The organism is Alteromonas pelagimontana, from assembly GCF_002499975.2.
GTDB lineage: Bacteria > Pseudomonadota > Gammaproteobacteria > Enterobacterales > Alteromonadaceae > Alteromonas > Alteromonas pelagimontana.
The window spans coordinates 591,941-613,195 of record NZ_CP052766.1 but is presented as its reverse complement, the minus strand read 5'-3'; the positions used below and the strand labels follow the sequence as shown (position 1 = coordinate 613,195).

Sequence of the window (21,255 nt, the reverse complement as noted above, 5' to 3'; positions counted from 1 at the left end):
ACCAGACCCTGTAATTTCAGTTTACTCTGATTCTGCAAATGACGTTAAGGCTTCACCATCCAGACGATACTTTATCCACTCGCTCTGAGGCTTGGCGCCAATCGATTCATAAAACCTGATGGCGGGTTCGTTCCAGTCAAGTACGCTCCACTCGAAACGTCCGCAATCATTGGCAACCGCATGTTGGGCAAGATATTTTAGCAGTGCTTTTCCGGCTCCAGAACCGCGGTGTTGCAAAGAAACATATAAGTCTTCCAGATAAAGCCCGTTCTTTCCTTGCCAGGTGGAGTAGTTATAGAAATACACGGCAAAACCTACTGCCGCTCCACCGCGTTCACATATAACACAATGTGCGGTGGCCTCTTCACTAAAAAGTGTTCGCTTGATATCTTCCACTGAAGATTCAACTTCATGCTCGGCTTTTTCATAAATGGCTAATTCTGTAATAAATGCCAGAATTTGTTGGCTGTCGTCAGAGGTAGCAACACGAAGAGTAAAATCCGACAATTTTGTTCCCTAAATCGTTAAATAAGAACGCTATTCTAACGTGGAATAAAAACGGGAGCTATGGCAGTGACCAGTTTTCTAAAGAGCAGGGGAGACTTGGCTCCCCTGTATAGATTTATTAATGTTGTTCCGCTGAAAGGTCGCTACTCTTTCCAGACTTATTCGCTGAGTGTTTACGTAGTTTCTTTCTCACGGCTGTAAACGGAACGCCAAGATCAATGAGTATCAAATACAGGCAAGGCACCAGTACCAGCGTTACCACTGTCGCATACATAACGGCAAAACCTAGCGCCACCGCCATAGGTACAACAAAAGCAGCCTGTAGGCTACTTTCGAACATAATGGGCAGTACACCAACAAAGGTGGTAATAGAGGTGAGGGTAATGGCTCGAAACCGCGCGCTTCCCGCTTCGGCAACGGCTTCTCGCACGGAGTAACCTTGCGCCCGTCTCTGGTTAATGAAATCTGTCATTACCAGCGAATCATTGATTACAACACCGGCCGCAGCAATTAAGCCAAACGTGGACATCATGCTTAAATCCAGGTCCAACAAAAAATGGCCCCATATTGCACCCGTCAGACTAAAAGGGATGACCGACATTATGATCAGCGGCTGGCCGTAGCTTTTAAGCGGCACTGCCAGTAATACATAAACCATGAGCATAGCGGCAACAAAGAAATACACCTGCTCGCTTTGCTGTGCTTGCTGTTCTTCAATATCCCCCCCAAGTTCAGTCATTACCGAAGGAAAGGCTTCTTTAAGCTGAGGTAGTAACTTCTCATCTATTTGTTTGACGACTTCATTAGGCTCAATGGCTTCTTCATCAATATTGCCCCAAACATATACGCTTCGATAGCCTCCTTCACGGCGGATATAACTGATCCCCGGCTTTTCGATAAGATTGACCACGTCACCCAACATGACTTCTTTCCCGGAAGGCGTGGTAATGATGGTGTATTTCAATTCGGCAAAGCGTTCGCGGGTAAGTTCTGGATATCGCACCATTACTTTTACTTCTTCACCGTTACGAATAATACGTTGAGCTTCACCACCATAGAAGCTGGAGCCCACCTGATTAGCAATATTTGACAGCGTTAGCCCTAAATCATAGGCAACAGGTAGTAGCGTCATCTGTACTTCTTTGCTATCTGGATCAATTGTCGAGCTTACATCGAACAGACCCTTTTGCTGCTGCAGCATCTGTATAAATTTACGTCCGGCTGCGTTGAGCGTGCTGATATCAGAACCGTACAATAAATAGCCGAATTCACCGTCATCGCCTTCACCATTCACATCGTCATAGACAGTAAAAGATTTCATGCCGGGAATTTCGGGAATCGCTTCTCGCCAGCGTCGGGCCAGTTCAAAGGTGTCAAACGGACGCAGGTCCTCTTCTACCAACGGGGCGACGATCCTCCCTTCTGTGCGTTCTTCATTAAACGCAAGTAAGTCACGAACCATTCCCTTACCATATTCGCTTTTAATATCTTCTTCTATGTTCCTGATAGTGCTTTCGATGGTTTTCAAGGCAAAGATAGTTGCCTCATCCGACACATTTTCGTTCATTTCAATTTTCACTTGTGGAAAATCATGGGGCACTTTTGGATTGGGTACCATTCGCACAAAATTGGCGCTTATAAGGCCGACGCTCAGCATCAATAAGCCCACAAATATCATCAACACTGCCCAGCGCCATTCCAGTGCATGCTCAACCAGTCTGCGGTAGGGGCCATTAACAAAGCCACTAAAGCGGCGATTAAAACCTGCCCGCAAACTGTTTTCTTTCACAGGCGAAAAACGAGTATGGGCGATATGGGCGGGCAGGATCAGCTTGGATTCGATTAAACTGAACGCCAAACAGAGTATTACGACAACCGCAATATTATAAAAGAATGCGCCTTCGGGGCCACTGCTCAGGGTGAAAGGTGCAAATACCGCAATGGTGGTGAGTACACCGAAAGTTGCCGGCGTAGCGACCCGCTTGGCACCGCGTATTACGTTGTCTACACCGCCGCCTTTCGATTCAATTTCTGTGTAGGCACTCTCGCCGATAACAATGGCATCATCGACCACAATACCCAGCACCATGATGAACGCAAAAAGCGAGAGAATATTGATACTGAGCCCGAATAGCGGCATCAGCATCACCGCGCCTAAGAAACAGATGGGCAAGCCTAGCATTACCCAAAACGCTAAACGGAAGCGCAGAAAAATAGTTAACATTAACGCCACTAAAATCGAACCTTCCAGCAGGTTCCATAACATCATATTCAGGCGCGCATTCAGGTAGTAGGTCATGTCTACCAGAACTTCCAGTTGCACGCCTTTGGGTAGGGTTTTGTTACGTGCTTCAATATAGCTTTTTACTGTCTCGGCAACAGGAATAATGCTTTGATTCTTAGTTGCATTAACAGCAATATAAATTGCGTTTTTGCCTGAATATTTAAAATAACGCTCGCCTTCGACAAAACCATCATTGATCGTGGCTACATCAGAAAGCAATACTCTGGCACCACTTGTGCCAACTTTAACAGGAATAGAGCCAAACTCTTCGCCGCTGTAATATTGGTTTTCAACGCGGACAGAAATCACTCCCGCATTGGTTTTTAGTTGGCCTGCGGATAAATTAGCCGAATAGGCGCGGATTGCTGCACTTATGTCGTCAATCGTCAGATTATACATGCGCAACATTTCTGGTTTAATTTCTACCGAGATTTCATCATCCGGTGCTGAGACTTCAACCAGCGAAATATTGGCCAACTGGAGTAGCTCATCTTCAATTTGTTTTGCCAGGGGTTTTAGTTCTGTAAGAGGGACATCACCAACCAGCGGCATTTCAATTACGCTTTGCTGAAACTCATCCTGAGAGATATTTACCGGCTCCATTCCTGCCGGAAAGGTAGCAATACCATCTACCCGTAGTTTTATTTTATCCAGGACATCGGTAAGCTTTTCGTTTTTATCAATTTCTAAGGTAACGCGCCCCTCATTTCGAAACGCGCGGGAAATTATGCGCTTAATTTCCGTGACGTCTTTTAACGACTCCTCTATTTTCACCAGAATGCTTTCTTCAATTTCCTGCGGTGAGGCCCCGGGATATTGTGCAGAAATATTAATGTAGTTAATTTCGATGTTAGGAAACATCTGACGCTGAATGGTCATATAGCCGACAACGCCCATGATGATGACAAAAATCATCATTAAATTGGCAGCCACAGAGTTTCTTGCAAACCACGATATTATACCCGTATGCGTATCGTATTCTTCCTTCATAATGCTGGCTCCTGTTACTCTGGACGCGGACGTTGAGCGACTAAATTATCGTTTCCAGCTATCACTTTTACAGACATCCCGGTTTGTGGATATTCCGGTAAATTCATGACTACGCGGTTGCTGTCAAACTCGCCGCGAATCAAAAAGTAGCCACCATCTTCGCGGATCATATCAACAGGTTGCGAAACCAGCTTGTTCTCTTCATCAAGCGTCCACAGCTGGCCATTTGTAATAAGTTCCTGAGGCACCCGATATACGTTATCTAGCGTGCGCCCTTTGAAGGAAACCGTAGCATAAGCGCCAAATTTCAGTACTGGCTTGGTGGAATGCAAACCGTACGGATCGTCAACACGTGCAACTAAATGAGTCATTCTGGTGGTCTGATCGACGATACCGGTGTCGCGATGAATATAGGCTTCGAATTCATTGCCTCGAGGGGTATCGGCGTTCACTAATGCCTCTTTTCCCACAATATCTGCAGGTAGAAAGTTTCGATCAAACCTTGCTATGGGAAAGACAATTTCGGCGGTCTCGATGTTGTTCATTGTCGCAGCTACTGTACCCACGGCAACGAAGTCGCCTACACCGATGTTGCGAGCCACTACCAAGGCGTCGTACGGCGCTTTTACTTCACAGTTTTCCAAATCACGAGTCGCAATGCGGATCTGAGCTTCTGCATATTTTACTGCCGCCTTAGCACTTAATACCTGTGGTTTACGCAAGTACAAATCGGTAACGCGATTTGAGGGCAGGGAAGTTGCTTCGCGTGAAGCCACTTCGGCCTGCGCTTGTTCTTGAATTAATTGCGCTTGAGCCGTAGAAAGATTGGCTTCTGCTTGTAACAGCGCCGCCTCATAAGTGTCTTTTTCAATAGAAAAAAGCACATCTCCACGTTTTACCAAACCGCCAGCCACAAAACTGGGATGCCATGACACCACTTCTCCTGCGACCTGCGCCGCTAAATTGGTGCTTTCCAGCGGCGTCACTTCGCCATAAGAGGAAATTAGGACGGTATAATCCACCGGATTCAAATCTTCTATAGTGACAGTGGGACGAGTATCAACTTCTTCCTTAATCACTTCTTCAGAAGCTGAGGCTCCAATGGCTTTCATTCCTGCGTAGCCGATTAACAGAATGAGGAACGGTGCGACGACTTTCATCCATTTCATAGTTGATAACTTACTGTTGCGGATTCTTTGAGCTAATATTAACGGCATTAGATGCTACAAACTAACACCAATTGTAACGAACTATTTATGGAAATGTTTAGTGATGGTTTGAACGACGTCAGTCATCGCAGGCATTGGCGGCAACAACGCAATTTCGCCCTTCCTTTTTAGCTTGATACAATGCTTTATCCGCCTGCCGTAGCGCGCGATCTAACGTAATTTCCTTATTGATTTCGCACACACCGAAGCTGGCCGTAACTTGTATATCGTTGCCCTGAATATTAATAAAGGTTCCCTCTAAAGCGCTACGAACTTTGTCTGCTAATAGCTTTCCGTTTGTTTCAGGTGTTTCTGGTAGAACAAAAATAAACTCTTCACCGCCCCAGCGGCCCACCGAATCCTGGCGTCGAATCCATTTTCTAAAGATCTCACTAATTTTCGTCAACACCACATCTCCGTTATCGTGGCCGTAGGTATCATTGATGTTTTTAAAATGGTCTACATCAACGATAACAATACTGATTGGCCTGCCGTGGCGTGTCATCCGCGAAAGCTCTTGTTCTATCTGCTGTTGAATGCCGCGACGATTGGGTAGGTGGGTAAGAGGGTCGTGCAAAGCCTGCTGTTTAAACTGTCGGCTCAACTCTTTAGCTGTTTCATAGGTTTTCTGACGACTGTACTCATAAAACGCGGAAAGAAAGGTCACTGTCAGAAAAGAATAAATAAGACGGGTTTTAAACTCGTAGCTGTAATGCGTTAGCAGTAAATAATCATCTGGGAAAAATAACAGGATCACAATCAAAAGTGTGAAACCGGCCATTACCCCAAGGCCGCGTCGAAAGCCGCCAAAGAACATCGCTACCGGTGGAACAATATAAATCCATAATGGTCCGGTGTTGGCTCTACCACCGGTGACTACGAGAAAAGACATCAATGCCATCAAACAGCCGGTTAGTAAGTACATTGCCAATAAGCGGCCAACGCTATTACTAAAAATCGACTGAATTTTTCGTGAAACAATAAACAAAAAAGAAGCCGTAAGCAGCGAAAAGGCCAGCGGATAATTTTTGCCTACAAGTGCAACTATACCTAAAGACAGAGTAAGGCTAATTCCTACCAGCGAGAACAGGTTCACAACGAGGATTTGACGATTCGTTTCCTCATCATAGTGTTGACTGCACCCTTCCTTGAGCAGCTTATCAAGGGTCGCTGCTATCATGTGGCCTTTCCTGTATCAGTTATTTACAACATCGTCTGCAATGTCCCGGCTCAGTTTACCAATGAGCAATCGCATTTTTTCCACTGCATGTTCAAAACCATCTTCTTCTAAAGGATGGCGGAAATCAAATATACGCACTTCTGGATCTTTTTCATGTGGATATATCCAATACTGCCCTTTAAGAATGACTTCTCCCTGATAAGTGGCAATAAGATCATCAATTTGGATACTGATATTTAAAATATCATTGTCGTTGGGGTAAACATCTAATGGTACCGCTAAAACTTGAGATTCACGCCAGAGGATTTCCGTAAGTGCCTGAACCAGTCCGCTGCTTAGCGGCTCTGCCCAGATGTGCTGCGGTGAAAAAAACACATTAGTAGGGCCAGTCTGCATGGCTAGACTACGCTGCTTAAGATAGTCAGGAAGCTTTAGCTGTTGCAGGTGAATTCTTCCACGAACGCTTTTAGCTGCATGTTGCGCTTTGAAATCCGGTGAGTGTAACAGGTAATAATTCAGTGCAACGGGCTCGTTGGCGCACCCGAATAGAGTGATGGCAAACAAAAACGCAATAACATTACGGCTTCTCATCGAACACTCCTTTTGATTGCGCTTTGGGTTGTATATCTACACTACTGTTATCTGAGAAGATCAGTCCGTTAGGCTTCTGATTCAACTGCAATAACAGGGGCTGCAAATTACGTAGTGTATCCTGCATGGCGTCAACTGTTTCCTGGATTTCTGACTTGCTTAAACCGCCTTCCGAATAATTTTTAAGCAGTGAAGACATATTCGCCAGCACTTGATTAAGATTACGATTGATATCTTTAACATCAATATCTTCCATGAGTGCATCAAAATCGTTACTGGTGGTTTCTACCGAATTTGCTGCTTCCTTCAAATCAACGATAACGCTTTGAACATCGCCAATCATTGAATTCAGCGGCAGCTCGTTGAGCTTATCCAAAATGGCATCAGCCTTTTGCGTAATTTGGGTAAATTCATTGGATACCGTAGGAATTACTTCGTGCCCATTGAGGATTTGAGGCTCAATAGGCTCAACACCCGGTGCGTGTTGCAGATCAACGTATAAGCCGCCGGTGAGAACATTTCCCATGCGCAAGGTTGCCCGTAAATCTTTACCAATCCATTTGTGCATGGTGTCTTTCACAAATTGTAGGCTTTCGGGATTATCTTGCTGACGCACCTTACCAGGATAAATGTTAATAAGCACCGGAATAGGATAATTCTCATCGAGAATATTACCGTTAACTGCGCTGGTGACATTAATGGCAAGTACCTCGCCAATTTCAATGCCCCGATATTCTACTGGCGCGCCTACGGTGAGACCTCTGACGGTTTCATCAATTAACAACAAATATTCTGCAGCAAGTCGATAACGGGCATTAGAAGCCGCCGTTGCGTCTTGAAAAATACGAAAGGTGGCGTTGTCGCCGACTTGTTCGCCTGCTGGAAACCCTTCAGGGATACCAAAGGTAATTCCGTTGGTCAATAAGGTCTCAAGGCTGCCGGTTTCGATTTTCACGCCACTGGATTTCAGGTGAAGTTTTACGCCGCTGACATTCCAAAAACGGGTGTTTTCAGTAATAAGCTTGTGATAGGGCGCTTCTATAAATGCGTTGTAATACACCACACGTTCATCGATATCAAAGGAAGCATCTTCGAACTCGCCTATCTTAAAGCCTTTATAAATGATGGGGTCGCCAGGTTTATAAGCAAATCGATCATCGCTTTTTAACGCCAGGTGTAGCCCGGGCGTTCCCGGTGGCGTGACAGGCGGACGCTCAAGTGCCACAAAATGATATTGTTCACCGCCGGAATCATCGGCTGACATGGCAATATAGCTACCGGAAAGCAGCGTATTAAGACCTGAAACTTCGGAGAAACTGATACGCGGAGCTACCATCCAAAAATCGGTGTTTTCGGTTAATAAATGGCTGGCGTTCGCGTCAATGCGCGCTGTGACTATAACCCCGTTTAAGTCAGGTTTCAGCTCAATATTTTTCACCTGGCCTATATCAAGATCCCGTACTTTAATGGGCGTTTTATTTACCTCAATTCCTGCCGCCGATTTCAGTTCAATCGTAATTAATGGCCCCTGATTTTTCCATTGATAGTACACCATCCAGCCGCCCACAAGAACAGCCAGAATAGGAATTATCCAGACTTTGGAAATGCGGGTTGTCGGCTTTACTTGGGCCTGCTCATTCATTTAATTGCTTCCTGCTGTGCCAGATTAATCTTGAATCAAACGTCATTGCTGCAATCATAGTGATAAACACTACAGCACAAAACGCCAACGCGGCGGGACCTGGAAAAACGGCAATGGTACCACCTAATTGTATTAATGAGACTAATACCGCCACCACAAATACGTCAATCATCGACCAGCGCCCAATACCTTCGGTAAAACGATAATAGCGGATGCGGGTTAACTGCGAATTGTTAACTCCATACTGTACGCTATAGTTGAGCCACAGCAGAATGCCAATTTTTACTACCGGTACTATTACGCTAGCCACTAATATTACTAATGCTACAGGATAAGAGCCTGATTCCCAAAGCGAAATTATCCCTCCGATAATGGTGCTGGGTTCATCTTTACCAAATAATTGGGTATGCATGATGGGAAGCGTGTTGGCGGGAATGTAAAGCAGACAGGCGGTAAAGATCAGCGCCCAGGTACGTTGAATACTCTTTGATGCCGTTTGCTCATCAAGTGGCGGCGAAGCAGGGACATCGCCGTGATACACCCATAGCGCCATACGATGATCATCGTAATACACCAGGCAAAGCGTCATACAAAGCGTGAATGCGATAAATGCGTAGAAGGAAAGGCCAACGGTTACCTCAGCCAGTGAGGTAATTTTAATTAAACTTACCAGCGTGCCTACCAGAAATATTTCAGCCATACTCCACGGAATCAGCAGGTTAACCCAATGATGAACGTGCTTGAAGTAAGGTTTTGGGTGATTGATAAAGCGCCCCAACGACATACCTGCAATTCCGGTAAGTACCATCCCAGGCAAAATAAGCGTGGCTAAGCCGGTGATAATTGCCAACGACAGGTAGTTATTGTCGACAAGAACTGCCAATCCTTCCGGTAAATTTATGTGGTGCTGCTGTCCGCTGGTTCGAAACGTTAAAAAGTTAAAGGGCAGGGACAGTGACAGGAATATCAGCCCACTGATAGCATAGGCCAGAGTAATTTCTGCGTCATTACGGCGGTACGTGAGCAGCGTATGACCGCAACGTGGGCAAACCGCGCGTTGCCGGTGAGCTAATTGAGGTAACATAACGGCGTGCTGGCACTGCTCGCATATAATGTGGTTTTCCCCCTGTGATGTCATAAACTCCAGCCATCGATAACGTTTACACTGCTATATTCAGAATACCTTAAAATCAGGTAAGAACAAGCCGACAAAGACAAAGGGTGAAGGAACATGCATTACAGGAGCGAGAGGCGGCCTGTGGCCGCCGGCAAAAAACTAGAAACTGGCGTTACCAGGCGTACGAGGAAACGGAATAACATCTCTGACATTCTGCATGCCCGTAACATAGGCTACCAGTCTTTCAAAACCTAAACCGAACCCTGAATGAGGTACGGTGCCATAACGACGTAAATCACGATACCAGGCATAATCCTCTTTGCTCAGCCCCATTTCTTCCAGACGACGGTCAAATACGTCCAGTCGCTCTTCACGCTGCGAACCTCCAATGATTTCACCAATGCCAGGCGCTAGAATATCCATTGCGGCGACCGTTCTATTATCATCATTTATCCGCATATAAAATGCTTTGATATCTTTAGGATAATTTTGCATGATGATTGGTGCCCCGACGTGTTCTTCTGCCAGATAGCGCTCGTGCTCAGATGACAAATCTACACCCCACTCAACAGGAAACTCGAAAGTCTTGCTACTGGCTTGGAGAATACTCACGGCATCCGTGTAGTCCATGCGGACAAAATCCGAGCTGACAAGGGATTCCAACCGCTTTATAACATCTTTATTAATGCGTTCAGCGAAAAAAGCCATATCGTCAGCGCGCTCTTCCAGTACCGCTTTACATACGTATTTCAGCATATCTTCCGCTAATTGGGCAACGTCACTCAGATCCGCAAAGGCTACTTCTGGTTCAATCATCCAAAACTCTGCAAGGTGGCGTGATGTATTGCTGTTTTCTGCGCGAAAGGTCGGGCCAAAGGTATAAACTTTCGACATTGCTGTACAGTAGGTTTCTACGTTTAATTGACCAGACACCGTCAAATAGGTTTCTTTGCCAAAAAAGTCTTGACGATAATCAACGTCGCCTTGTTCAGTTTTGGGAATGTTCAACATATCAAGGGTCGAGACGCGAAACATTTCACCCGCACCTTCAGTATCGCTGGCAGTCAAAATGGGGGTGCTGATCCAGAAATAGCCGCGTTCGTGAAAGAATCGATGTATTGCCTGAGACAAACAATTACGTACTCTGGTAACGGCACCAATAACATTGGTGCGAGGGCGCAAGTGGGCGTATTCCCGCAAGTATTCAATAGAGTGACGTTTTGCAGCCATTGGATACGTATCCGGGTTTTCTACCCAACCCATTATGTCCACAGATACCGCTTCAAGTTCTACCGCCTGGCCCTGACCTTGAGACTCTTTTACTGTCCCCACAACCGCCAGTGAGCAGCCCGCGGTAAGACGCTGAACATCGTTATAATTCGGGAGAGTATTTAACGCCACTATCTGCACAGGATCGAAACAGCTGCCATCGTGCAGTGCTATGAAAGATAAGCCGGCTTTAGAATCACGGCGAGTTCTTACCCAACCTTTCACGGTTACCGTTTCGCCAACCCCGTACTTGCTACCAAGCACATCGACAACGGGCGCATGCGTCATTATATTATCTCCGTTAAAACTAATTGAAATTGCGAGTTATCTTCGCACACTCTATCGGTGGGCGCATCTCACGGGTTAAACCGCAGCGTCAATCTGCCGATAGGAGGTGAAATATGTACCTGATCGGAAAATGAGGGAAGCAGCTTTCAGTTTCTTTTTCTGTTGGGATACGCAATGATTGATGTGCCAGAACAGGCCGTTACTGCGCATTTGAAAAGCAAGTAAACGATGTGCACCTTCGCACGTATCCAGTAAGCAGCTAGTATACTCATCCAATAACCGGATACCAGAGATCATTAACTAAAATGGACAAGAAATTGGCAGTAGCAAGAAAAAATGACCGTAGAAATATCCCCCGTAGTAAGGACGGCTTTTATCGATTTGTGGTGGGTATTAATTTTTTAGGCTGGGGAGTGTTAGTTGCTGCCCTGATCATTTTTCATTTTGCGCGTCCGGATTTCGTTACTGGGTTACAAGCTTACTGGGGGATGGATGGAAGCGAACAGTGGTCGCAACGATATGTCGACGCGCTGATATTACTTCTTCAGGCGTGCCTGACGCTAAGCCTGGTGACCATGTTGCTTAGAGCCTAGCGCAATCGCCGTGAAAAAGATAATTTTGGCATTAATTTATTTATTCTTGCAGGTATTTCTATAATCAGTTTGTTTACGTTAATCGTAACCGTGGCCTAAGCTACAAACGCCGTCGAAATCAGATAACTGGTATAGCCAACATACGCTAGCAGGAACGCGCCGCCTTCCAGACGATTTAACCTGCCGGGGCCTCTTATGCCAATACAGAAAATAAATAACGCTATTGAAAAAGCTACCATTAACATGACATCGCGATAAAAGAAGCTGCTTTCAATAGTCAGGGGTTGAATAAGCCCGGCGATACCGACTACGGCTAAGGTATTGAACATATTCGAACCGATTACGTTGCCTAACGCCAAATCGTGCTCGCCTTTTCGAATCGCCATTAAGGATGAGGCAAGTTCCGGTAGCGACGTGCCGATGGCAATAATGGTCAAACCGATAATGGTGTCGCTCACGCCAAAAAAGGTAGCAACTTGTACAGCGCCCCACACCAGAATTCTGGAACTGGCAATAAGCAATACCAATCCTACTAACAGCCAAATCAAGTTTGTTTTGACTGAATTCTCTGCGCTGTTAAGTTCATTAGAATATTCCGCAGCCAGGTTATCAGCATCGCCGCGGATGCCTTGCCAGATACTCCAGCTAAGAAGCAGGATAAATAGCCCGAGGAGGGAAAAAGCGTCATCTTTTGATAAGGTAAAATCGATGAGCTGCCACGCAGCAAAGAAGGTCAAGCCCAGCATCACAGGTAGTTCCCTGCGAATAATTTCAGACCGCACCGCAATGGGGCTGATTAACGCGGTTATTCCTAGAATCAGGCCAATATTGGCGATATTTGAGCCATACGCGTTACCTAGCGCAATTCCCGAGTTGCCCTGCATTGCCGCAAATACAGAGACAATAATCTCCGGTGCCGAGGTTCCAAAACCGATGATCAACATACCGATAAGCAATGGAGATACACCAAAATGTTTGGCGATCCCGGAAGCACCACCCACAAACTTGCCAGCACTCCAAAGAAGTACCGGCAGACCTACAACAATGGCGATACTCGCTAAAACCATAAACACTCCTTGATCAGACCGCGCGCTTTAACTGCAATAGAAACATTGAAGAAAAACACATCACAAATAGTCATCGTAACGATTAAAAAAAGCCGTGCGTATTTTGCTATGCAATCTTTGCGCATGCAGTACACTTCGCATTCCTTACCTGGCGAAACATTAAACATTGCGGTTTCGTCCAAGGTTTTACTAGAATTGTAACCTACCTTTGGTTTTATAGAAGCGTTTTCAATGCACAAAACCCTTATTGTTGCTGATGATGTCAGCCATTTTAATGACACCAGCCTTACTGTTCTGACCTTTCAGGACTACCTGGCAGAATTCCCAAAATTAAACGAACCAAAAACTCGTGTAATCAACTTATGTGACACAGGCAAATATTTAAGTCAGGGCTATTACTGCTCCTTGCTGGCTCAGGCACGACGCCACCGGGTGTTACCTGCAGTTAATACTATCAACGACTTGCGGATGACCGACACCGACGAAGGCGCGGCGCGTTTGCCTTTACCTGACAAATTCAGTTGGCCAACCAAACCTTCTGAGCCAACAACGTTTTTTGTACTATTTGGTGAGACGAAAGATCAGAATTTATCACGCATTGCACAAATGGCATTTCGTCATTTTCCTTGCCCGATTTTGCAGGTTACCTTACATGTAGCCGCGCAAGATTCCGCTCAGCGTAATAGCAGGCAAAAAGACGCCAGTATCGGTTTTGTTGAGTGCGTGGCCCGGGGTTTTAATGATTTGCCGGAAACGCTGAAAGCAGATTGTATTGATCGCATTGTGTCGTTTACACAACAAGAATGGCGTAGCGACCGCAAAGGCAAAAAAATGCGCTGGGATATGGCGATTCTGGTAAATCCAGACGAACCCACTCCACCAAGTGACAGCCGCGCCATTAAGAACTTCGTGAAAGCTGCAGAGAAAATGGGCTTTAATGCTGAGGTAGTGAGCCACCTGACTCCTGAAGGAGTAGGGCATTATGATGCGTTATTTATCCGGGAGACCACAGCCATTGATCATCACACTTATCGATTGGCCAGAGCGGCTGAGCGAGAAGGTTTGGTAGTTATGGATGATACCCAGTCGATTCTGCGCTGCTGTAACAAAGTTTTCCTGCAGGATGCTTTCGCCTATCAACAAGTGCCTGCGCCCCAAAGTCAGTTTGTTTCTCAGGCAGATGATGCCACTTGCCAACAGCTAATTGAGGAATTGGGTCTGCCGCTGGTTCTGAAACTTCCGGAAAGCTCGTTTTCTCGTGGTGTTTATAAAGTCGAGAATATCGAGGCGCTGAAGCAGCGTCTGGATGAAATGTTGCAGGCATCAGCGTTGGTGTTGGTGCAGGAATATGTGTTTACTGAATTTGACTGGCGCATTGGCGTACTTGGCGGCAAACCAATTTATGCTTGCCAATATTTTATGGCCCGCAATCATTGGCAAATTTACCACCACGAAGGCGACCGCTTTAGTTCCGGCGCTTTTGCGACTATGCCTACTTTTGAAGTGCCTAAGCCAGTGCTGCAAGCGGCTATCAAATCAGCAAAAGTAGTAGGTAACGGGTTATATGGCGTGGACATCAAGCAGTCTGGCAATAAAGTTTACGTTATTGAAGTAAATGACAACCCGAGCATCGATTCGGGTGTGGAAGACAAATACCTGGGTAAGGAACTTTACCAGTTAATTATGCAGGAGTTTGCAAATCGCCTGGAGCAACGTGGTCGATGAACATAATGGCGGCAATGGCCCCAACGGTTGAAGTGACTGAAAAAATAGCAGTACGCACAGTACAAAATGAAGACATTGATGCTCTGTGTGATATTGAGCAGAAGTGCTTTGCGACTGATAAACTGAGCAAACGGCGGATGCGGTTTTACGTCACTGCCAGCCATGCCGAATTTGTAGTAGCAACAGAACAAGAACGAATCCTCGGATACGGACTATTGTTGCTGCGTCGCGGCACGCAGTTAACGCGGTTGTATTCTATTGCAGTGGTTCCAGAAGCCAGAGGTAAGGGCGTAGCCCAATCTCTGGTGGCGGAGCTGGAAAAGCGAGCCCTGCTGCGGGGAAAGCGCTTCATGCGCCTGGAAGTTTCAGAGGATAATTCAGGCGCCATAAATCTCTATCAACGTCTCGGCTTCCAGCAGTTCGGTATTTATAATGAATACTATGAAGACAAGTCTGATGCTATTCGAATGCAGAAGGTACTTAGTTTTCCCTCCGTTTCTGAGGTTGTTGATGTATATCCCTGGTATCAGCAGACAACAGAGTTTACCTGTGGCCCTGCAGCTTTGATGATGGCGCTGGCTTATCTGGATAAAAACTACCCGATGAGGCAGTTATCTGAGTTGGAGATTTGGCGCCGAGCCACCACGATTTTCATGACTTCAGGTCACGGCGGATGCCACCCAATCGGGTTAGCGCTGGCTGCGAATGATGCAGGTTTTACCGCTGAGGTGTGGGTGAATCGGGCACTTCCATTGTTTGCAGATGGTGTACGAAGCCAGCACAAAAAGGATATTATCAGCGTTGTTGAAGATGCTTTTTTACAAGAAGCTACCGGCAAAGGCGTTGCTGTTAAGCACAGCGAATGGAAAATTGAACAGGTAGAAGAGGCATTGTTACAAGGTGCGGCGGTCCTCTGTCTTATTAGTACTTATGCGTTTGATAAACAGAAAGCTCCGCACTGGGTAACAGTGACTGCTGCCGACGAAAGATGCTTCTACATTCACGATCCCGATCCTACGACATTTGAAGATCAGGCGGTGGAATATCAACATATCCCCGTGGCAAGAGAAGACTTTGGCCGTTTAGCCAGTTATGGTAAACGCAAAGTAAGGACTGTGGTCGTTATTCACCCCGTCTGATTGTCAGACGGGGGCGAGAAGTGTCAGTTAATGATGCAGCCGATTTTTATTAATTTTGAGTTCGAAATCTTTTAGCGCATTGAGCAATACTGTCAAATCACGTTGATCACCGGAGAAAACATTTGGTTTTCTGAAAGACTGACCTTTAACAGCGGAGGTGCTCAGCCTGTCTGAATCAAAACTTGCAGTCTCGGCAGCTAACCGTTCCCACTCCGTTTTCAAAGACCCAGGAATGGCATGACGTTTCGCGTGGAGTTTGTCTTTTATTTGCAACACTTGGCCAATAAGCAGGGTGTTTTCATTTAACATATATACAACCTATATTTCACGTAGTTAGATAATAAACCTTTGTAAAACAGGCTTTCTACGTTCAGTCTATCTCACCCAGCCTGTTTAAAAGGTGCACTCTTCACAATAAAGGTAGCAATTTCGATACCTAATCGGCTTCTCTTGCGTAATTTAATTGTTAAAGCACTCTAAGCCACTGGAAATAAAAGAAAAGAAGAAGGCGGAATAATGCTTGCGGGCATGTTTTGCCGATGAGCAAAACTTACAGGGAGAAGCGCCAAAATGAGGCAGCGTTTCAAACCTGTTGATATATAAATAACAGTAACAACCTCTAAGCGTAGCGCACCCGCTTTCTGCGCAGATGTCTCACTTTTCCCACGGTCCAGAAAGGTGCCCAAATTATAAGGTTCACCACGATAGCGGTAATTAAACTAAACACAATTGCAGTAGGCGAGAGTGGTACGGAAGGAGCAAAATTGTCCATTACCCGTACCAGCGTATTTTTATGTTCGGGAGAAAACATATACCATGCCTGCTGAAAATAATGGCCTTGTTGTAGGGTTTCCAGCCCATGTGAAATCTCATCAAGCTTTGCTACTGTCTGCGCTTTGTTACTTGCATCTTCCTGTATCATCCGATCGGGATTTTGGCGCAACGTGTCGATCATCGCTTCAATAGAAGGGTAATCGAACTGATCAGCCAGTGCCTGGTACTGCTGCACCTGTTCGCTGGTGGCATCATAGAAACCGGCTAAATACTGGCGATAATGATCGGCAAGAATCGGGATCTGTAGCGCACTTAAAAACAGTGCAGCAAACACAATTTTGTCAATAACTCGTACAAAAATTCCCATAGCCACTCCTCGGTTATTTTTTTACCCTACCAGCAAAGAGTGCAGAAGCTCAGTCAGGTTGCCAGTGCAGAATATATCGCGTCGGTCAGACGCAAAAGCGCATCTGGTTTTATAATATACGGTGGCATGATGTAAACAAGTTTACCGAACGGCCGGATCCACACCCCCGACTTCACAAAACTGCGCTGTAATGCGGCAACATCGACAGGATGTTTAGTTTCTACCACGCCAATTGCACCTAAAACCCGCACATCGGCCACGCATGGCAACGCTAAACATTTCGATAAGGTGTCCTTTAGTTGTCGCTCAATCTGGCGAACCTGCTCTTGCCAACGATTTTCATTAATTAAAGATAAACTGGCATTTGCTACAGCACAGGCCAGAGGATTTCCCATATAAGTGGGACCGTGCATAAAGACTCCGGGCGAGCCTTGGCAAACTCCCTGGGCAACATCTTCTGAACATAAGGTGGCTGCCAACGTCATATATCCGCCGGTCAGCGCTTTACCAACGCACATAATATCAGGGCTGATTTGCGCGTGATCACAGCCAAACAACTTTCCGGTCCGGCCGAAGCCGGTGGCAATCTCATCGCAGATTAACAATACATCATAGTTGTCGCACAACTGACGACAGCGTTTGAGATACTCAGGATGATAAATGCGCATTCCGCCAGCGCCCTGAACGACAGGTTCAATGATAAGCGCTGCCATTTCATGATGATGATGGGCGAACAGTTCTTCTAAAGGCAAAATATCATCTTCGCTGAAGGTTTGCCCGAATCGTGTTTGTGGGGCGGGAGCAAAAAGCTGCTTTGTCAGCACATTAGAAAACAGACTATGCATGCCGTTAATGGGGTCACACACTGACATGGCAGCAAAGGTATCGCCGTGATAACCATTGCGAGGAGCGACTATTTTGTGTTTGTCCGGGCGGCCCTGACAAGCCCAGTACTGCAACGCCATTTTCAGTGCCACTTCAACGGCAACGGATCCTGAATCGGCAAGAAACACTCTTTGCAAACCGTATGGAGCCATATTTAGCAGTGACTTGCAAAGTGATACCGCAGGGTCGTGGGTAAGCCCGCCGAACATCACGTGAGAAAATTTATCAATTTGTTTATGTGCAGCATCGTTTAGCAGCGGATGATTGTAACCATGAATCGCCGCCCACCAGCTTGACATGCCGTCGACGAGTGTTTCACCGGTGCTTAACGTTAAATTTACGCCTTCTGCTCCCTCTATTTCGTAACAAGGTAAGGGGTTAATAGCAGAGGTATAAGGATGCCAAATATGCTTCTTATCAAAATCAATATTGTTCAAATTTAAACCATTGGTAAAGTTTTATGAAAGGTCAGAGTTGACAACTCGGTAGCTGCGCATAGACTAAGCCAGCATTTTCATTTAGTAAAGGATAGGTCATGACCGCCGCGCCGACTTTTAGCTCCGATTCTCATGTGCGCCACAACTGGACAACCGCAGAGGTTGAAGCATTATTTACGCTCCCTTTTAACGATCTGCTTTTTAAAGCGCAAACCTTGCATCGCCAGTATTTCAACCCTAACGAAGTGCAGGTAAGTACGTTGCTTTCCATTAAAACCGGTGCCTGCCCGGAAGATTGCAAATACTGCCCACAGAGCGCCCGTTATGATACCGGACTTGAAAAAGAACGTCTGCTTGAAATCGAAAAAGTTCTGGAGCGGGCAAGAGAAGCAAAGGCCGCCGGTTCCACGCGTTTTTGTATGGGCGCCGCGTGGCGCAACCCGCGTGAAAGAGATATGCCTTATGTCACCAGCATGGTTGCAGAGGTAAAAAAGCTCGGCCTTGAAACCTGTATGACCCTTGGAATGCTCACACGGGAACAGGCGCTGGCGCTAAAGCAGGCTGGCTTAGACTATTACAATCACAATCTTGATACTTCGCCAGAATTTTACGGCGATATTATTACTACACGCACCTACGATGATCGGCTAAAAACACTGGAAAACGTTCGGGAAGCGGGAATGAACGTATGTTCTGGTGGAATAGTGGGAATGGGCGAGAGTGCTTCAGATCGTGCCAGCTTATTAGTGCAACTGGCTAATTTGCCAGAACAGCCCCAAAGCGTTCCTATTAACATGTTAGTTAAGGTAAAAGGTACGCCGTTAGAAAACGTAGAAGATCTTGATGCTTTTGAATTTATCCGTACCATCGCAGTAGCACGGATTATGATGCCAAAATCCCATGTGCGTTTATCTGCTGGCCGCGAAGCCATGAACGAGCAAATGCAGGCGCTGTGTTTTATGGCTGGGGCAAATAGTATCTTTTACGGTTGTAAGCTTCTTACCACGTCCAATCCTGATACTCATGAAGACAAAGTGCTGTTTCGCAAGCTCGGTATTAATGCTGAACGTACTCGGGATTATTCTGACGAAGCTCACGAACAGGCGCTACAAGAAGAAATTTCTCAGCAAGAAGATACCAGCAGCCTGTTTTATGATGCCACTCGTGGTAGTAATCGTTCAGCAAAAGCAGACGCTAAAGCATAATGGCTTTTGACTTCATGGCATCGGCGCTACAGCAAAAAGCACAGGCTGGTTACCTGCGCGAGCGCCAGTGTGTCGAATACGAAAAAGACGGCGTCATCAGTGTGGGCGGTCAGCACTACCTCAACTTTGCCAGTAACGATTATTTAGCAATGCGCCAGCATCAAGGCGTGCTGCAAACGTGGGTAGAGGGGCTGGCTCAATTCGGCGGGGGCAGTGGCGCATCGCCACTGGTAACAGGGTACACCCAAGCGCACCGGGCGCTGGAAGAATATCTCGCAGAAAAGCTTAATCGTGAAGCTGTGCTGTTGTTTAATTCTGGTTTTGCCGCCAATCAGGCGCTATGCCAGGCATTGTTCGCAGCCAGTTCCGGTAGTAATAGCCTTATTCTGGCCGATAAATTTATGCATGCTTCGTTTATCGACGGAGCCATGGGCAGTGCAGCAACATTAAAGCGTTTTAAACATAATGATATACCGCACTTGAAAACGCTTATCGCTGATTCGTATCATCAGGATTGTCTTGTGGCATCCGAAGGTATTTTTAGTATGGATGGCGACAGCGCGCCCGTTTCTGACCTGGTTGCGTTGTGTGAGCAGCATTCTGCGTGGTTGATGCTGGACGACGCCCATGGCTTTGGCGTGTTAGGAAAAAATGGTATGGGAACCTGTGAGCAATATGATTTGTCGGTAGATCAGGTACCTGTGTTAATGGCTACGTTTGGAAAAGCAGTTGGTACCGCCGGAGCCTTTATCGCAGGAAGCCGGGAACTGGTGGAATACCTGGTAAATTTCGCTCGTCATTATATTTTTTCCACAGCTATGCCCGCGGCTCAGGCGCTGGCAACGCTGTATTCGCTAACAGAGATTGAAAAGCCGGAACGTCGGCTAGCGTTGCAAAAAAACATTGCGATATTTAGAGATCTGGCGACAGATGCTGGGTTAAGCCTTACCGAATCAACTAGTGCTATTCAACCTGTTATTCTTGGCTGCCCCAAAGATGCGCTGGCGGTAAGCGAGGGGCTGCGTCAGCGCGGCATATGGGTTCCTGCCATCCGCCATCCTACCGTGCCGAAAAACAGCGACAGATTACGAATAACGCTCAATAGTGAACATTCCCAAAATGACATTCAAGCGCTGGTTGATGCGTTGCAATTAACAATGCGAGACGCCATCCCATGCAATTGATGTCATCGCATAACAGCAGTTCATCTACATCTGAGGGTCAAGTCAAAACTGTAGCGCGACAGTTTTCTCAGGCCGCTTCTCGCTACAACCAAATTGCGGAAATTCAACAGGTTATTGCTCAACACGCCCTTAAAAAATTGCGATTTTGCGCCAGCGGAAAACTATTGGATATAGGCTGCGGAACTGGCAGGCATACGGCTGAATTAGTCGCGAAGGGAATAAGTGCTGTCGGTGTAGATATTGCTCCTGGCATGATTGATTACGCACGCACACAATATCCTCATATTCATTTTTTCGTTGCCGATGCTTGTACGCTGCCCTTCGCAGATGGGTCTTTTTCACAGGTTTTTTCCTCAATGGCCTTACAGTGGAGCCACTCCCCAACGCAAGCATTAGCAGAAATTTATCGCGTGTTACAGCCGGCAGGCAGGGCGGTACTGGCAATAATGGTTGATGGTTCTTTCGCTGAACTGGATGATGCCAGAGCACGTTGTGGCCTGCCCATCACCACTAACCCGCAGCTCTCTCAAGGTTGCTGGATAACGGCAGCAAAAACGGCTGGCTTTACTCAGGTGCATTCGCGGCAGCAGGCATTTACTGATCATTTCGATCACATATTACCGCTACTTCGGTCTATAAAGAGCGTTGGGGCGGGTGCGTTAACCCACAAGGTAAACGGTAACAAAAGTTTGTCCCGGCAGGACCTTGCTGCGCTTAACGGCAACTACCACCGCATTTCTTTTAAAGACGAAGAGGTGTTGCCTTTGACATATCAAGTACTACAGTTGAGATTGGAAAAGTAA

The 21,255-nt window shown here is 46.3% G+C and carries 18 protein-coding genes; 6 read left to right on the top strand and 12 right to left on the bottom strand.

Annotated elements, in window-relative coordinates; all coding sequences use genetic code 11:
* Positions 1-21: 21 nt before the first annotated feature.
* From CA267_RS02920 to asnS, 8 genes are all read right to left on the bottom strand, one after another.
* Positions 22-507, bottom strand: coding sequence for a GNAT family N-acetyltransferase (locus CA267_RS02920; RefSeq protein WP_075608871.1), 486 nt, complete (start codon positions 505-507; stop codon positions 22-24).
* Between the two features lie 118 nt (positions 508-625).
* A complete protein-coding gene (locus tag CA267_RS02915) occupies positions 626-3,781 on the bottom strand; it encodes an efflux RND transporter permease subunit (RefSeq protein WP_075608872.1) in 3,156 nt (1,051 codons plus the stop codon).
* Between the two features lie 14 nt (positions 3,782-3,795).
* The gene (locus CA267_RS02910) at positions 3,796-4,950 is read right to left on the bottom strand and encodes an efflux RND transporter periplasmic adaptor subunit (RefSeq protein WP_083638371.1); all 1,155 of its coding nucleotides are present in this window, start codon (positions 4,948-4,950) and stop codon (positions 3,796-3,798) included.
* A 118-nt stretch (positions 4,951-5,068) separates the two neighbouring features.
* Positions 5,069-6,169 carry a GGDEF domain-containing protein gene (locus CA267_RS02905; RefSeq protein WP_075608873.1) on the bottom strand — a complete coding sequence of 367 codons (1,101 nt, stop codon included), beginning with the start codon at positions 6,167-6,169 and terminating at the stop codon, positions 5,069-5,071.
* 15 nt (positions 6,170-6,184) lie between these two features.
* Positions 6,185-6,760 carry a PqiC family protein gene (locus CA267_RS02900; protein WP_075608874.1) on the bottom strand — a complete coding sequence of 192 codons (576 nt, stop codon included), beginning with the start codon at positions 6,758-6,760 and terminating at the stop codon, positions 6,185-6,187.
* Positions 6,747-8,402 (bottom strand): intermembrane transport protein PqiB, encoded by a 1,656-nt coding sequence (gene pqiB / locus CA267_RS02895; protein ID WP_075608875.1) that lies wholly within the window; start codon positions 8,400-8,402, stop codon positions 6,747-6,749. Before pqiB ends, CA267_RS02900 begins: the two co-directional genes overlap by 14 nt.
* Positions 8,395-9,486, bottom strand: a complete 1,092-nt coding sequence (locus CA267_RS02890; protein WP_075608876.1) for a paraquat-inducible protein A — start codon at positions 9,484-9,486, stop codon at positions 8,395-8,397. Before CA267_RS02890 ends, pqiB begins: the two co-directional genes overlap by 8 nt.
* 192 nt (positions 9,487-9,678) lie before the next feature.
* Entirely contained in the window at positions 9,679-11,076 is a 1,398-nt protein-coding gene (asnS, locus tag CA267_RS02885) for an asparagine--tRNA ligase (RefSeq protein WP_075608877.1), read from the bottom strand.
* A 305-nt stretch (positions 11,077-11,381) separates the two neighbouring features.
* On the opposite strand from asnS, the gene CA267_RS02880 reads away from it, so the two are divergent.
* Positions 11,382-11,669 (top strand): hypothetical protein, encoded by a 288-nt coding sequence (locus CA267_RS02880; protein WP_083638376.1) that lies wholly within the window; start codon positions 11,382-11,384, stop codon positions 11,667-11,669.
* Between the two features lie 95 nt (positions 11,670-11,764).
* Here CA267_RS02880 and CA267_RS02875 read toward each other — a convergent pair whose 3' ends face one another.
* Positions 11,765-12,736, bottom strand: coding sequence for a calcium/sodium antiporter (locus CA267_RS02875; protein ID WP_075608878.1), 972 nt, complete (start codon positions 12,734-12,736; stop codon positions 11,765-11,767).
* Between the two features lie 231 nt (positions 12,737-12,967).
* On the opposite strand from CA267_RS02875, the gene CA267_RS02870 reads away from it, so the two are divergent.
* Together CA267_RS02870 and CA267_RS02865 are read left to right on the top strand one after the other, a co-directional pair.
* Complete coding sequence (locus CA267_RS02870) at positions 12,968-14,461, top strand: RimK family protein (RefSeq protein ID WP_075608880.1); 1,494 nt, start codon at positions 12,968-12,970, stop codon at positions 14,459-14,461.
* Positions 14,458-15,600, top strand: coding sequence for a GNAT family N-acetyltransferase/peptidase C39 family protein (locus CA267_RS02865; RefSeq protein WP_075608881.1), 1,143 nt, complete (start codon positions 14,458-14,460; stop codon positions 15,598-15,600). The genes CA267_RS02870 and CA267_RS02865 overlap by 4 nt, the downstream gene beginning before the upstream one ends.
* A gap of 27 nt (positions 15,601-15,627) precedes the next feature.
* Here CA267_RS02865 and CA267_RS02860 read toward each other — a convergent pair whose 3' ends face one another.
* The 3 genes from CA267_RS02860 to bioA all read right to left on the bottom strand — a co-directional run bounded on the left by CA267_RS02860 (position 15,628) and on the right by bioA (position 18,063).
* Positions 15,628-15,909 (bottom strand): hypothetical protein, encoded by a 282-nt coding sequence (locus CA267_RS02860; RefSeq protein ID WP_075608882.1) that lies wholly within the window; start codon positions 15,907-15,909, stop codon positions 15,628-15,630.
* Positions 15,910-16,219: 310 nt separating this feature from the next.
* Positions 16,220-16,741 (bottom strand): DUF2937 family protein, encoded by a 522-nt coding sequence (locus CA267_RS02855; protein WP_083638378.1) that lies wholly within the window; start codon positions 16,739-16,741, stop codon positions 16,220-16,222.
* Positions 16,742-16,794: 53 nt separating this feature from the next.
* Positions 16,795-18,063 (bottom strand): adenosylmethionine--8-amino-7-oxononanoate transaminase, encoded by a 1,269-nt coding sequence (gene bioA / locus CA267_RS02850; protein WP_075608883.1) that lies wholly within the window; start codon positions 18,061-18,063, stop codon positions 16,795-16,797.
* A gap of 98 nt (positions 18,064-18,161) precedes the next feature.
* Between bioA and bioB the strand changes: the two genes are divergently transcribed.
* The 3 genes from bioB to CA267_RS02835 are packed head-to-tail and all read left to right on the top strand — an operon-like array spanning position 18,162 to position 21,255.
* Positions 18,162-19,268 (top strand): biotin synthase BioB, encoded by a 1,107-nt coding sequence (gene bioB, locus CA267_RS02845; protein ID WP_075608884.1) that lies wholly within the window; start codon positions 18,162-18,164, stop codon positions 19,266-19,268.
* Positions 19,268-20,452, top strand: coding sequence for an aminotransferase class I/II-fold pyridoxal phosphate-dependent enzyme (locus CA267_RS02840; RefSeq protein ID WP_075608885.1), 1,185 nt, complete (start codon positions 19,268-19,270; stop codon positions 20,450-20,452). The genes bioB and CA267_RS02840 overlap by 1 nt, the downstream gene beginning before the upstream one ends.
* Positions 20,443-21,255, top strand: coding sequence for a methyltransferase domain-containing protein (locus CA267_RS02835; protein WP_083638381.1), 813 nt, complete (start codon positions 20,443-20,445; stop codon positions 21,253-21,255). The genes CA267_RS02840 and CA267_RS02835 overlap by 10 nt, the downstream gene beginning before the upstream one ends.

Bases quoted from the DNA above. Each gene is read 5' to 3' on its own strand.
- CA267_RS02915 (WP_075608872.1), bottom strand. From the start codon at position 3,781: ATGAAGGAAGAATACGATACGCATACGGGTATAATATCGTGGTTTGCA.
- CA267_RS02910 (WP_083638371.1), bottom strand. From the start codon at position 4,950: ATGAAATGGATGAAAGTCGTCGCACCGTTCCTCATTCTGTTAATCGGC.
- CA267_RS02905 (WP_075608873.1), bottom strand. From the start codon at position 6,169: ATGATAGCAGCGACCCTTGATAAGCTGCTCAAGGAAGGGTGCAGTCAA.
- CA267_RS02900 (WP_075608874.1), bottom strand. From the start codon at position 6,760: ATGAGAAGCCGTAATGTTATTGCGTTTTTGTTTGCCATCACTCTATTC.
- pqiB (WP_075608875.1), bottom strand. From the start codon at position 8,402: ATGAATGAGCAGGCCCAAGTAAAGCCGACAACCCGCATTTCCAAAGTC.
- CA267_RS02890 (WP_075608876.1), bottom strand. From the start codon at position 9,486: ATGTTACCTCAATTAGCTCACCGGCAACGCGCGGTTTGCCCACGTTGC.
- asnS (WP_075608877.1), bottom strand. From the start codon at position 11,076: ATGACGCATGCGCCCGTTGTCGATGTGCTTGGTAGCAAGTACGGGGTT.
- CA267_RS02880 (WP_083638376.1), top strand. From the start codon at position 11,382: ATGGACAAGAAATTGGCAGTAGCAAGAAAAAATGACCGTAGAAATATC.
- CA267_RS02875 (WP_075608878.1), bottom strand. From the start codon at position 12,736: ATGGTTTTAGCGAGTATCGCCATTGTTGTAGGTCTGCCGGTACTTCTT.
- CA267_RS02870 (WP_075608880.1), top strand. From the start codon at position 12,968: ATGCACAAAACCCTTATTGTTGCTGATGATGTCAGCCATTTTAATGAC.
- CA267_RS02865 (WP_075608881.1), top strand. From the start codon at position 14,458: ATGAACATAATGGCGGCAATGGCCCCAACGGTTGAAGTGACTGAAAAA.
- CA267_RS02860 (WP_075608882.1), bottom strand. From the start codon at position 15,909: ATGTTAAATGAAAACACCCTGCTTATTGGCCAAGTGTTGCAAATAAAA.
- CA267_RS02855 (WP_083638378.1), bottom strand. From the start codon at position 16,741: ATGGGAATTTTTGTACGAGTTATTGACAAAATTGTGTTTGCTGCACTG.
- bioB (WP_075608884.1), top strand. From the start codon at position 18,162: ATGACCGCCGCGCCGACTTTTAGCTCCGATTCTCATGTGCGCCACAAC.
- CA267_RS02840 (WP_075608885.1), top strand. From the start codon at position 19,268: ATGGCTTTTGACTTCATGGCATCGGCGCTACAGCAAAAAGCACAGGCT.
- CA267_RS02835 (WP_083638381.1), top strand. From the start codon at position 20,443: ATGCAATTGATGTCATCGCATAACAGCAGTTCATCTACATCTGAGGGT.